The sequence below is a fragment of the Microbacterium album genome, from assembly GCF_014643695.1.
Taxonomy (GTDB): domain Bacteria; phylum Actinomycetota; class Actinomycetes; order Actinomycetales; family Microbacteriaceae; genus Microbacterium; species Microbacterium album.
The window spans coordinates 203,258-216,300 of the sequence record NZ_BMJY01000001.1 but is presented as its reverse complement, the minus strand read 5'-3'; the positions used below and the strand labels follow the sequence as shown (position 1 = coordinate 216,300).

The window sequence follows — 13,043 nt, the reverse complement described above, 5'->3', positions numbered from 1 at the left end:
ACCGACCCCCGGGTCAAGTCCAGCGCCGAAGCAACCGCTTCTCGGCGATCCCGAGCAGGGCGTTCGCCAGGGCCCCCAGCAGCGCCAGGAGCACGATCGCGAGCAGGATGCGGTCGACCCGTCCGGTCTGTTGCGAGTCGTTCAGCAGGAACCCGAGTCCCATCGACGACGCGATCAGCTCGGCCGCGACGAGGAACAGCCACGACTGCGCGAGCGCGAGCCGGAGGCCCGACACGACGGAGGGCACGACCGCCGGCAGCTGCACGGTGCGGAACAGGGACCAGCCGCGCAGACTGAACGAGCGCCCGGCCTCCACGAGCTGCGGGTCGACGTGGCGCAGGGCCGCGGCGACGGTGGTGAAGACGGGGAAGAACGCGCCGATCGCGATAAGCGTGATCTTCGACTCCTCCCCGATCCGCAGCCACAGGATGAGCAGGGGCACCCAGGCGAGCGAGGGCACGGCGCGGAGGGCTGCGAGCATGGGGCTCAGGAACGCGTCGCCCGCGCGGGACAGGCCCACGACAGCCGCCACCGCGAGGCCCACGGCGCCGCCGATCGCGAAGCCGATGAACACCCGCTGCACCGAGATTGCGATGTGGTGCCACAGCTCGCCGCGCTGGGCGAGGTCGACGGCCGCGGTCAGGACGGACGCGGGCTCCGGCAGCCGGTGGGCGGGCACCAGCCCGCTGACGGTGGTGAGGTGCCAGGCGAGCAGGACGGCGGCGGGCAGCGCGAATCCGGCGGCCACGCGCACCGCGCGGCGATCCCAGACCGAGCGCTTCCGTCCCGCGGGGCGCCGCCCCGCCGCGGCGCCCGGGAGTTCGAGCGCGCGGCGGGCGCCCTCGAGCGCTGCGGCCTCCGGAAGGCTCACTACCGGTTCACCGCCCGCTCGGCGAACTCGGCGTTCACGATCGTGGCGAGCGCGTCGTCCACGGCCTTGGCCGTCTTGACGTCACCCGAGTCGACGAGCACCGGCGCGATCCGCTCCAGTACCGCGAGCTGAGCGGCTCCCGGCACACCGCTGACGTCGAGGTTCGACCGCTCCTGGATCACGATCGTGGCGACCTCGATGTCGATGCCGGCGACGTCCGCGAGCAGCTGGGCGGTCTCCTCGGGGTGCTCCAGCGCCCACGCGCGGGCGTCCTCGTAGGCGTCGACGACGATCTGCGCGACGTCCGGGTGGTTCGTGAGGAACTCCTCCGTGGCGTTGAGGAAGCCGTAGGTGTTGAAGTCGACGTTGCGGTACAGCAGCTCGGCGCCGGACTCCTGCTCGGCGGCCGCCATGATCGGGTCGAGCCCGGCCCATGCCTCCACCGATCCGCCGTCGAGCGCGGCTCGACCGTCGGCGTGCTGCAGGTTCTGCACCTCGACGTCGCGCACGTCCACGCCGGCCTCGTCGAGCGCCTGCAGCAGGAAGAAGTACGGGTCGGTGCCCTTCGTCGCGGCGACGGAGCGGCCGGCGAGGTCGCCCACGGAGGTGATGTCGCTGTCGGGGCCGACGACGAGCGCCGACCACTCGGGCTGCGAGTAGATGCCGATCACCTGGATGGGCGAGCCGTTCGCCCGGGCGAGCAGCGCGGCCGATCCCGCGGTGGAGCCGACGTCGATCGACCCGGAGCGCAGCAGCTCGTTGGCCTTGTTCGACCCCGCGGACTGCACCCACTCGACCGTCACGCCGTCGCCCAGCGCCTCCTCGATCAGCCCCTGGTCGCGCACGACGAGGCTGAGCGGGTTGTAGGTGGCGAAGTCGATGGCGAGGGTGTCGGTCGACCACTCGCTCGTGGACCCGTCGTCGGGGTTCGCGGCGGCCCCCTCACCGGCGACGCAGCCGGCGAGCAGCGCGATCGATCCCGCGGCGACGAGGGCGACGGAGGCGGCGCGTCGGATGGTGGTCATGAGTTCTCCTCGTGGTGGTGGGTGTCGACGCCGAGCCCCTCCAGGAGCCCCGCGCGCAGCTGTGCGAGCTCGGCGGCGGCGCGGTCGCGCGGGCGCTCGCCCGGCACGTGAACCATGCGCGCGAGCGACGTGGGTGCGGCGTCGGCGGTCGTCTCGGACGTGGCGTCGGCAAGCGAGCGCAGCAGCAGCACGCGGTCGCCGAGGTAGAGCGCCTCCTCGACGTCGTGCGTGACGAGCAGCACGGTCGTCGGCTGGGCCGCGTGGATGTCGAGCAGCAGGTCCTGCATGCGCAGACGCGTCAGGGCGTCGAGCGCGCCGAAGGGCTCGTCGAGCAGCAGCACGTCGGGGTTGCGGGCGAGGGCGCGCGCGAGCGACGCCCGCTGGGCCATGCCGCCGGAGACCTCGCGCGGGCGCAGCTCGGCCGCGTGCTCGAGGCCGACCAGGCGCAGCAGCTCGGCGACGCGCTCGCGCCCGGCGCGCTTGCCGGTGCCGCGCGGCAGGCCGATCGCGACGTTCTGGGCGAGCGTGCGCCACGGCAGCAGACGCGGCTCCTGGAAGGCCACCGCGGTGCGGGCATCCGTGTCGGCGACCGGCGTGCCGTCGATCGTGATCGCGCCCGTGGTGGGCACGTCCAGCCCGCCGATGAGGCGCAGCAGGGTCGATTTCCCGCCGCCCGAGGGCCCGACGACCGACAGGATCTCGCCCGCGGCGAGTTCGAGGTCGACGCCGCGGAGCACCTCGCGGGATCCCCGCGGGCCGTCGAACGCGCGCGAGACGCCGGAGAGCGCGACGACGCCCGCAGCGGCGGCGGTGCGCGTCGGGCGCGGCGACGTCAGCGTGGCGGGCATGCCCCCATGCTCGCGGAAGCGCCGTCTCGCCGCGCGTCGGAGCGCAACACAGCGTCATACGACGGCCCCGTTACGCGCGAAGCCGCGCGGGAACGACGAACGGGGCCGGATCCCCAGGCGGTAGAGCCTGTGGGGATTCGGCCCCGTTACGTCAGGTCAGCTGTGGATCAGCGACCGGCGAGCTTCTCGCGCAGTGCGGCGAGGGCCTCGTCGTCGGCGAGGGTGCCGGCACCGGCGGCCTCCGAGCTGAACGAGCCGGCGGCACCGCCGAAGTCCTCGCCCGCGGCGGCCTCGGCCTCGGCGGCCTTCGCCACCTGAGCCTTGTGGGCCTCCCAGCGCGCCTGAGCGGCGGCGTACTCCTGCTCCCACTTCTCGCGGGCCTCGTCGAAGCCCTCGAGCCACTGGTTGGTCTCCGGGTCGAAGCCCTCGGGGTACTTGTACTCGCCGTTCTCGTCGTACTCGGTGACCATGCCGTACAGCGCCGGGTCGAACTCGGTGCCGTTGACGTCCACGAGCTCGTTCGCCTGCTTGAGCGAGAGCGAGATGCGGCGACGGTCGAGGTCGATGTCGATGACGCGGACGAAGACCTCCTCGCCCACCGACACGACCTGCTCGGCGAGCTCGACGTGCTTGCTCGACAGCTCCGAGATGTGCACGAGGCCCTCGATGCCGTCGGCGACGCGGACGAACGCACCGAACGGAACCAGCTTGGTGACCTTGCCCGGCGTGATCTGGCCGATCGCGTGGGTGCGGGCGAAGACCTGCCACGGGTCCTCCTGCGTCGCCTTCAGCGACAGGGAGACGCGCTCGCGGTCGAGGTCGACCTCGAGGATCTCGACGGTGACCTCCTGGCCCACCTCGACGACCTCGGAGGCGTGCTCGATGTGCTTCCACGACAGCTCCGAGACGTGCACGAGGCCGTCTACGCCGCCGAGGTCGACGAACGCACCGAAGTTGACGATCGACGAGACGACGCCCTTGCGGACCTGGCCCTTGTGCAGGTTGTTGAGGAACTGCGTGCGCGTAGCCGACTGCGTCTCCTCGAGGAGGGCGCGGCGCGAGAGCACGACGTTGTTGCGGTTCTTGTCGAGCTCGAGGATCTTCGCCTCGATCTCCTGGCCGAGGTACGGCGTGAGGTCGCGGACGCGGCGCAGCTCGATGAGCGACGCCGGCAGGAAGCCGCGCAGGCCGATGTCGACGATGAGGCCGCCCTTGACGACCTCGATGACGGTGCCGGTGACGACGCCGTCGTTCTCCTTGATCTTCTCCACGTCGCCCCAGGCGCGCTCGTACTGCGCGCGCTTCTTCGACAGGATCAGACGTCCTTCCTTGTCCTCCTTCTGGAGAACAAGCGCCTCGACGACGTCGCCGACGCTGACGACCTCGTTCGGGTCGACGTCGTGCTTGATGGAGAGCTCGCGCGAGGGGATGACACCCTCGGTCTTGAAGCTCACGTCCAGCAGCACCTCGTCGCGGTCGATCTTCACGATCGTGCCCTCGATGATGTCGCCGTCGTTGAAGGACTTGAGAGTCTTCTCGACCGCGGCCAGGAAGTCCTCAGCAGAGCCGATGTCGTTGATCGCGACCTGCTTGGTGGCCGGGGCGGTCGTTACGTTAGTCATGTAGTGGTTTGCCTTATGGGGTTGATGATCGGGCCTTCGGCACGAGACCCTCACGGACGTGCGGGTCCACGGACGAGCCGAGGCGGTGGTTGGATTGTCGTACGCCACGCGGTGGGCCTGCCCGGCGACGCCGGACCCCACGCACACGCGTGACGCTTCAGGATACCAGAGGGACGCGCGTCGGTGGGGTGGGTGTTTCCCGGGCGGAGTTAGCCGAGGAAGCGGGCCAGAACAGAGCGGCGGTGGCTGTGAATCGCTGCGCTCGCGATCCTCACGGTGCTCCTAGTCCCCAGTCCCGAGTCCTGCAAACCGCTCGAAGAACCGCGCCAGGGCCTCGACGACGCGCTTCTTCTTCTCGCCGTGGCCAGCGACCCGGTTGAAGCGGGACACAGGCGGCAGGATGCGTGTGATCTCGGTGCCCGTCGTCCGCAGCTGGCCATCTCGGAACGCAGTATCGACAAACTCACGCGTCTGGTCAGGCTTGAGGTTCTCCTGCTCAATGATCGCGTTGAGCTCCGCCTCGCGCTTCGCAGCAACGAACGCACTCCACTGCTCATCGACCGTGCCGTCCACAGAAACCGAGTCGACGAAGTTCTCGACCAAGTCACGCTTGCTGCGCAGGCTCGGGCTCGCGTCGACGGCGCGCGCGATTTCGGCGCGGATCTCCTTGTTCTCTCCGTCGCCGAACGAACTGCGGTACTTCTCGACGAGCATGAGGATGTAGTCGACGTTGATCTCGACCTGCTTGACGAGCTCGATCTCGAAGACGACATCGTCGTTGATCAGTTCCTTGTCGCCGTCGGTCTTGGGGCGCCACTCGGCGTAGAGATCGAGGTAGACGCTGCGGTAGTCCTGGTGCTGCCGCTCGGTGAGTGGGTCCTGGTCGGCGAACTCATCGAACGAGGTCAGGATGTTCTGCAGGCGCAGGATGGCGCCGAACAGCTGGATGAACTGCTTCTGCGCGGCCTCGCCGATGATCTGCTGTCCGAGCGGGAAGTTCTCGAGCAGCTCGGTGACCTTGTCGGCGTACTCGGTGTAGTAGTCACCGAACGGCTTGAGCAGCACGACGCCGCGAGCGTCCTTGTTGCCGAACAGCTCGAGCGCAGCGTTGGTCTCCTCCTCAAGGTCGCGGAAGGCGACGATGTGCCCGTAAGTCTTGACGGAGTTGAGGATGCGGTTGGTGCGCGAGTAGGCCTGAATAAGGCCGTGAGCGCGGAGGTTCTTGTCGACGAACAGGGTGTTCATCGTGGTGGCATCGAAGCCGGTGAGGAACATGTTCACGACGATGACCAGGTCGATCTCGCGGTTCTTCATCCGCTGCGACAGGTCCTTGTAGTAGTTCTGGAACTTGTCCGAGCTTGTGTCATAGCTCGTCCCGAACATGTGGTTGTAGTCCTGGATGGCGTCCTCGAGGAAGCTTCGAACGTCCATGCTCAGGGCGTCGGTCTCGAACGCCTCGTCGTCGAGGATCCCGTCGTCGACTGCGTCATTGGCTCCGTAGGAGAAGATTAGCCCAACCTTCAGGCGCCGATCGGCCGGCAGCTCCTCCATCTGGATCTGGAACTGGTTGTAGTAGCGACGCGCAGCATCGATCGATGCCGTCGCGAACAGGGCGTTGAAGCCCCGGACTCGCTTCTTCTCGCGGATGGCTTCGATTGCCCGGCGGGCACGGACAGACTCGGCGACGTTGGTGACGATTGAGTGCTCGTAGCCGGCGACGTCGCGTTTGGTCTTCTGGTCGAAGTGCTCGAGCGTGTACTTCACGATCTCGCGGATGCGGCGCGGATCCAGCAGCGCCTTCTCGGCGTCGATGGCGGGCACCTGCTTGTCGATGACGGTGCCGACCTTCACAGTGTTGACGTAGTCGATCTTGAACGGCAGCACGTTCTTGTCGGTGATCGCGTCGACGATCGTGTAGGTGTGGATGGCCATCTGGTGCGCCTCAGGCGGGCACGTCGCGGGGTCGCCGTGCAGGAAGCAGCCGAACGCCTGCGCCGTGGTGCGAAGCGTCGGGTTGCCGCCCGTGTCCGCGTTGGCGGCGAAGATCGGGGTGCCGGTGAAACCGAACAGGTTGTAGCGCTTGAACGCCTTCGTGATGGCCGCGTGCATGTCGCCGAACTGCGAGCGGTGGCACTCGTCGAAGATGATCACGACGTGGCCTGAGTAGATCTCGTGCCCCTTGTTCGCCTTGATGAACGTGGCGAGCTTCTGGATCGTCGTGATGATGATCCGAGCGTTCGGATCCTCCAGCTGCGCCTTGAGGACCGCCGTCGACGCGTTCGAGTTGGCGGCCCCCTTCTCGAACCGGTCGTACTCGCGCATAGTCTGGTAGTCGAGGTCCTTGCGGTCGACGACAAAGAGCACCTTGCTGACGTCTGGCAGCTTTGAGGCGAGCTGCGCGGCCTTGAACGAAGTCAGGGTCTTGCCCGAGCCTGTGGTGTGCCAGACATAGCCACCGGCTTCGATCGTGCCGAGCTTCTTGTAGTTGGTAGCGATCGCGATCCTCTGCAGGATCCGCTCGGTCGCCACGATCTGGTACGGGCGCATGACCAGCAGGTCACGGTCGACCGTCAGCACGCAGTACTTCGTGAGGATGTTGAGCAGAGCGTGCTTGGCGAAGAACGTCTTGACGAAGGCCGTCAGATCCTGGATCGGCCTATTCTGCGCGTCCGCCCACCACGAGGTGAACTCGAACGAGTTGCTCGACTGCTTGCCGCGGCCAGGCTTGGCGCTCGCTTCCTTGAGGTGCTTGGCGCGGGTGCTGTTGGAGTAGTACTTCGTCAGCGTGCCGTTGCTGATGACGAACAGTTGCACATACTCAAAGAGGCCGGAGCCCGCCCAGAAGCTGTCGCGCTGATAGCGGTCGATCTGGTTGAACGCCTCACGGATGTCGACGCCGCGGCGCTTCAGCTCGACATGGACCATCGGGAGGCCATTGACCAACACGGTCACGTCGTAGCGGTTGGCATAGTTGCCGCCGCCGTCGCGCTCGTCGCCCTTGGCCATCTCGTACTGGTTGATGACCTGCAGACGGTTGTTGTGGACGTTCTTCTTGTCAATGAGGGAGATGTTCTTGGTCGCCCCGTCATCCCGCTTGAGGGTCTGGACGTGGTCTCCCTGGATGCGCAGGGTCTTCTCGACGATGCCGTCGTTGCGCCCGGCAATGCGCGTCGAGAAGAACACGTCCCACTCGGCATCCGAGAACGTGAAGTTGTTGAGCGCCTCAAGCTGGGAACGGAGGTTAGCGACGAGCTGCGCCTCGGAGCTCACCGGCAGATACTCGTACGCCTGCGCCTCGAGCAGACGGATCATCTCCCGCTCGAGCGCGGCCTCCGACTGGTAGGCATACTCGACGGGAGCATCCGGAACGTACTCAGCGACAACTGTGCTCTCGGCGGAGACGGCGATCGGGTCGTACTTGCGAGCAGGCGCGTCACTCATGCCGCGAGCTCCTTGAAGGTCAGCAAGCGGTCGCAGTAGTACTCGTATTGTTTACGACGCGCAGCGAGCTCAGCCGGGAGACCGTTACTGATGTCATTGACGAGGGCGTCGAACTTATCCAGCATGATGACGACCCGGTCCTGAAACTCTCGCCGCACAACGGGCACAGGAATCTTGTTCAGATTCCGCTGATTGATTTTCGGTTGGGTGCCGCCAGTGACGTACGCCGTAACGTCTACCGTCGCCAGGTAGTAGTACAGATAGCGCAGATTAAACTCTTCGCTCGCAGCAGTCAGCACATGCGCATGGTTGTTCACCCAGATCTTACCCGAAGCCCAATTGAGAATCGGAGTCCCATCCCGGTTCTTTACGCTTCCATCTTCACCGACGAGTAGGAAGGTTCCGTCGAAGAGGAAGTCGTGGACGTAGTCTTGAATACCATTCGCACCATAGTATGGGAACTCACCGTCCTGACGGTCAGCTCGCGTGACGGGCCTCCGCTTCCGATCGTGGTTGAGCGTGGCCTGGCCAAGCGTCGTCCAAGCTATATCACCTGCGGGCAAAACAGCAGACCGCAGATGATACGAGTACTGAGCGCGCCGCGCTGCGAGCTCCACTGCGAGCTGCGCTGCGAGCTCCGCTTCCAGCTGAGTGAACCTATCCAATACTGCCACAATTTCGCGCTGAATCTCGATAGGCGGGACGGGAATTCGAAAACTCAAGATGGCTAGCTTATCGCCGCGTGGCATCTTGGCACCTTTCGCGTGTCGCATGTTGTACGCGAAGAATCCGTCGGAGGACAACAAGTAGTAGAGGAACTTAGAATTAAGTGATTCGCGACACTCTTGCGCGATACGAATAGCGAGGACATCCCCGCTACAGCCCCCCGCGTTCGTCGCGCGCCAGACCTTCCTAAGATATGGACGGATGTTGCCTATGAGAATGTCGCCCGGCTCGTACGCAGTCAGACGCGCGCTGTTCGGCGGGTGGCTCGCGTCGACACGACCGCCCTTATCTGCGACCAAGTTGCCAACGCCAACGAAGTTCGTCTCGTCAAGTTCAGACGCATTCACCCGCGTGTCTGAATAGCGAGCGACGTCACCCAGAGCAAGATACGGCACACCGCTCGGCGCAAGTTCCGAGATAAGCTCACCGAGGCGATTCATGCGGCGTCCTCCTTTTCGGCGATTGCGTTGATTACGTCGACGTTCCAACCAAGGTCCTCGATCGCCTTGGCGACCTTATTGTCCCGGCTAACCTCCTCAACAACGCCGAGCACGAGCTGAAGACACGGCTTGAACTTCTCTAGCGCCTCCGTCTCGCTTGAGTCACCGTGAATGATCCCACTAAGTTCACTAAATAGATGGTATCCATCACTCGAAAACCGCTGCGGGATGATCATTCGCTGATCGTTCACCTCCTTGAGCACAGCAGCGAACGGACGAGGGTTGCCGTTTGGCTTCTTGGTCTCCACCCCGACGAGGTCGGCAACTTCCCATGTGATCTTCTCGAAGATCTTGCGCAGATAAATGACAGCGCCCGCGCCGAGGCCACACTCGTAGGCTAGCTGAGCACGTTTGACAAGGTCCGCGAAGGGACCGTCGACAGCTCCAATTCGGTCCGCCCGATCTCGAAGGTTCTCGGCATAGCGGTCAACGCGGACTTCGGGGGCGCGCCCAGAGATGTTCTCGTCAGCACTGACGAGAAACCAAGCTTCCACAGAGGCCTTACAGACCATACATCGCAACGTTGCGTCGATGCTGATCTGCTCAGCACCTAAACCGAGACAGTAGAGCTCCTCACCCGATTCGAAGGTACGCACATCACCACAGCCGCGGCAATGGAAGTTGTGGAATATCTTGCCCACTTTGATCTTCTTGTGCTTGCCCCAGGCGAGCGGGCGATCGTCAAGAAAGCCTTCGACCTGCGCGGAGATGACGCTCGGTGCTTTTGAAAGCAATTCAGACAGCCGCATGTCCACCCGCTTCCAGATCAGCGACGATCTCGTCGATAGAGCTGCGCAGCTCAGTCTGACGCGCGACGATGCGCGCGATCTCGGCATTGAGCGCCTGGATGTCCACGACCTCGCGCGTGTCCTCAGCCTCGACGTAGGACGACACGGCGATGTTGTAGCCATTGGCCGCGATGTCCTCGTTACTCACCAGCTTGGCGAAGTGGTCTTCGTCCTCGCGGAGCTCGTAGGCGCTGAGGATGTTCTGCTGGTTGCCCGGTAGCAGTTTATTCTTGTTGCCCACGCGCTTGCACTCGCCAGAGGCGTTGATGAACAGGACATCGCTGGTCTTCTTCGACTTCTTGAGCACCAGGATGCAGGTCGCGATGGTGGTGCCGAAGAAGAGGTCTGGCGGCAGCTGGATGATGGCGTCGACGTAGTTGTTGTCGATCAGGTACTTGCGGATCTTCTGCTCCGCTCCCCCGCGGTACAGCACCCCAGGGAACTCGACGATCGCAGCGGTGCCGTTGACGGCTAGGCAGCTGAGCATGTGCATTGTGAAGGCGAGGTCGGCCTTCGATCTCGGCGCCAGCACGCCTGCCGGCGCGTACCGATCGTCGTTGATGAGCAGCGGATCCGCGTCTCCGTCCCAGCGGATCGAGTACGGGGGGTTGGAGACAATCGCCTCAAACGGCTCGTCATCCCGGTGGGCTGGCTCGGTCAGGGTGTCGCCGTGGGCGAGGTTGAAGTCGGCGTAGTTGATGTCGTGCAGGAACATGTTGATCCGCGCCAGGTTGTACGTGGTCAGGTTGATCTCCTGGCCGTAGAACCCCTGGCGGACGTTGTTCTTGCCGAGCACCTTGGCGAACTTCAGCAGCAGCGAGCCCGAGCCGACGGCCGGGTCGTAGACCTTGTTGACGGACTTCTTGCCCGAGACCGCGATGCGCGCCAGCAGCTCGGAGACCTCCTGCGGCGTGTAGTACTCACCGCCAGACTTGCCCGCGTTCGCGGCGTACATCTGCATCAGGTATTCGTAGGCGTCGCCGAACAGGTCGATCGAGTTGTCCTCGAAGCGGCCCAGCGGCAGGTCGCCGATGGCATCCAGCAGCTTCACGAGCTTCTCGTTGCGACGGGCGACGGTGGAGCCGAGCTTGTTGCTGTTGACGTCGAGATCGTCGAACAACCCCTTCAGGTCATCCTCGGAGTCGGTGCCGAGCGCGGAACCCTCGATGTTCTTGAACACCCGCTCCAGCGTCTCGTTGAGGTTCTCGTCGTGAGCGGCACGACGGCGCACGTTGACGAACAGCTCGCTCGGGAGGATGAAGAAGCCCTTCTCCGCAACGACGTCACGCCGGACGAACTCCGCCTCGTCGTCGGGCAGCTTCGCGTAGTCGAAGGACTCGTCGCCGGCGTCGTGCTCTCCCCTGTTGATGTATGCGGTGAGGTTCTCGGAGATGAACCGGTAGAAGAGCATGCCGAGCACGTAACTCTTGAAGTCCCACCCGTCCACCGAGCCGCGTAGGTCGTTGGCGATACGCCAGATCGCCTTGTGCAGCTCAGCGCGCTGGGCTTCCTTTGTTGTAGGGGTCATGCGGGTCTGCTCCTTGGGGGATGGTGCTCGCGGGTGACTCGCGGCTCCTCGGATCGATGTGTCCGGGTAACTGAGGGATACTCTCACGGACCTCAGACGAGATCCACGAACGACGAGGTGTCAGTCCGCCAGGACCCACACTCGCTTGAGCGGAAGACGCGACTGGATGTCGTCCGGCAGGCGATCGTACGTGCGGAGCACGGCGTCGACGACTTCTTCGGCGGTCCAGGCTCTGAGGCGGAATTGTTGCTTGTACACCGTGTCTTTTGCCGGCCTCGTGAGTCCGCCCCACGCGACAAGCAGCCCGTGATCAGCGCCTTGCTCGTGGACGACGCCGCTCAGGTCACGGACGACGGCGTCCGACACCTGCCCGCCCGACTTCACCTGCACAACCACGCGAGGCGAGTCCATGCCGAGCACGCCGCGACCGGCGATCACGTCGATCCCGCGGTCCGCGCCGATCGGCGACTTCCTGCACACGAATCCCTCGGCTTCGAGGATCGCCGCGACGAGGACCTCCAGTCCGTCGCCCACGAACTCCTCCGAGATGCGCGTCATAATCCTGTCGCGAGCAACCTCGAGCAGATCAGTCTGCGTCTCCGGGTCATCGACATCGTCGTCATTCGTCGCCGCCCGGGTCGCCTTCGACGAGCTGGTGATCGCGAGCTGCCCGGGATCCGCGCCCGTCTGCATCAGCGCCTCCAGGCGCTCCTCCGCCGCGCCCCGCGACGGAGCGAAGATCGTCAGCGCGCTCCCAAGCGTATAGAGGAGGTCCTGCTTGACCGCGGTCCGCGGCAGGTCCGTGACCCTCCAATCCACCTCCACCACGTGGCGGCGATCCGCGGGCATGTCATCTCCGAGGTACCGGTAACCGCCAGTGACCCTGCCGAGCGCGATCGTGCCGCTACCACTCTTCAACGGCAACGCGAGCAGGTCGCCAGGCTGCACGCGTGAGCGTAGTGCGTAGAGCTGGCCGGTGTAGTTCGCGTGCGCCTTGGGGTTGTCCGCGTGAACCCTGGCCACGAGTTCAGCGATCTGCTCGCGCGATTCGTACGGTGTCAGGTCCGGTAGCTCCGACCATCCGCCGCCCGAAAACCCATGCTCAAGCGCCCAGTCCTCGCGCTCACCGTAACGGCCGGCCCTGATCACCCACGCCCTTGCCACCGCACGCTCCCTTCTCCCAGCCGAAACGACACTATCGGCTCAGCCTCGACGCGCATGGCAACGCAGTCTCGCCGACGTTGCCTGTGCGCCCGCAAGCCTGGAGCCTCACGTCGCACAGACGACGCACCGCGTCGCCGTGGGGCGCGCCCGCAGGCGGCCCTCCGGGATCGGTTCGCCGCATGACTCGCACACGCCGGCCTCGCCCGCGTCGAGGCGGGCGAGCGCCGCGTCGATGTCCGTCAGCTCGCGGCGTGCCGCCGCACTGAGGCCGGCCAGGCGCGACCACTCCCCCGACAGCGTCGCACCCTCGGGGTCGTGCTCGTCGTCCGCGGTCGCGTCGCCGCGGGCGGAGGCCACGCCCGAGAGGTCGGCCGCGCGGGCGGCCAGCGTGCGCTCCACCGCGCGGCGCTGATCGACCAGGGCTGCGCGCAGCTCGGCGACGAGCGAACCGGAAAGGACGGGGTGCTCCATACCCAGTTCAGCGCGACCCGCCCCGTCCGCATTCCCAGCCGGCCGGCGAGCAGTCCCGG

Annotated in this window: 10 protein-coding genes; all 10 read right to left on the bottom strand. The window is 65.5% G+C overall.

Annotation, left to right across the window (positions count from 1 at the left end; genetic code table 11):
- Nucleotides 1-13: 13 nt before the first annotated feature.
- Nucleotides 14-871: an ABC transporter permease gene (locus IEX37_RS01155; protein WP_188754413.1), complete on the bottom strand. Its 858-nt coding sequence runs from the start codon at nt 869-871 to the stop codon at nt 14-16.
- Nucleotides 871-1,896, bottom strand: a complete 1,026-nt coding sequence (locus tag IEX37_RS01150) for an aliphatic sulfonate ABC transporter substrate-binding protein (protein WP_188754412.1) — start codon at nt 1,894-1,896, stop codon at nt 871-873. The genes IEX37_RS01155 and IEX37_RS01150 overlap by 1 nt, the downstream gene beginning before the upstream one ends.
- The gene (locus tag IEX37_RS01145) at nt 1,893-2,744 is read right to left on the bottom strand and encodes an ABC transporter ATP-binding protein (RefSeq protein WP_188754411.1); all 852 of its coding nucleotides are present in this window, start codon (nt 2,742-2,744) and stop codon (nt 1,893-1,895) included. The genes IEX37_RS01150 and IEX37_RS01145 overlap by 4 nt, the downstream gene beginning before the upstream one ends.
- Before the next feature lie 167 nt (nt 2,745-2,911).
- Nucleotides 2,912-4,366 carry a 30S ribosomal protein S1 gene (gene rpsA / locus IEX37_RS01140; protein WP_188754410.1) on the bottom strand — a complete coding sequence of 485 codons (1,455 nt, stop codon included), beginning with the start codon at nt 4,364-4,366 and terminating at the stop codon, nt 2,912-2,914.
- A gap of 282 nt (nt 4,367-4,648) precedes the next feature.
- Complete coding sequence (locus tag IEX37_RS01135) at nt 4,649-7,807, bottom strand: type I restriction endonuclease subunit R (protein ID WP_188754409.1); 3,159 nt, start codon at nt 7,805-7,807, stop codon at nt 4,649-4,651.
- Nucleotides 7,804-8,973 carry a restriction endonuclease subunit S gene (locus IEX37_RS01130; RefSeq protein WP_188754408.1) on the bottom strand — a complete coding sequence of 390 codons (1,170 nt, stop codon included), beginning with the start codon at nt 8,971-8,973 and terminating at the stop codon, nt 7,804-7,806. Before IEX37_RS01130 ends, IEX37_RS01135 begins: the two co-directional genes overlap by 4 nt.
- The gene (locus IEX37_RS01125) at nt 8,970-9,782 is read right to left on the bottom strand and encodes a hypothetical protein (RefSeq protein ID WP_188754407.1); all 813 of its coding nucleotides are present in this window, start codon (nt 9,780-9,782) and stop codon (nt 8,970-8,972) included. The genes IEX37_RS01130 and IEX37_RS01125 overlap by 4 nt, the downstream gene beginning before the upstream one ends.
- Nucleotides 9,769-11,349 carry a type I restriction-modification system subunit M gene (locus IEX37_RS01120; protein ID WP_188754406.1) on the bottom strand — a complete coding sequence of 527 codons (1,581 nt, stop codon included), beginning with the start codon at nt 11,347-11,349 and terminating at the stop codon, nt 9,769-9,771. The genes IEX37_RS01125 and IEX37_RS01120 overlap by 14 nt, the downstream gene beginning before the upstream one ends.
- Before the next feature lie 120 nt (nt 11,350-11,469).
- A complete protein-coding gene (locus IEX37_RS01115) occupies nt 11,470-12,498 on the bottom strand; it encodes a restriction endonuclease (protein ID WP_229662993.1) in 1,029 nt (342 codons plus the stop codon).
- A gap of 120 nt (nt 12,499-12,618) precedes the next feature.
- On the bottom strand, nt 12,619-12,984 hold the full coding sequence (locus IEX37_RS01110; RefSeq protein ID WP_188754404.1) for a TraR/DksA family transcriptional regulator: 366 nt from the start codon (nt 12,982-12,984) through the stop codon (nt 12,619-12,621).
- Between the last annotated feature and the right edge of the window lie 59 nt (nt 12,985-13,043).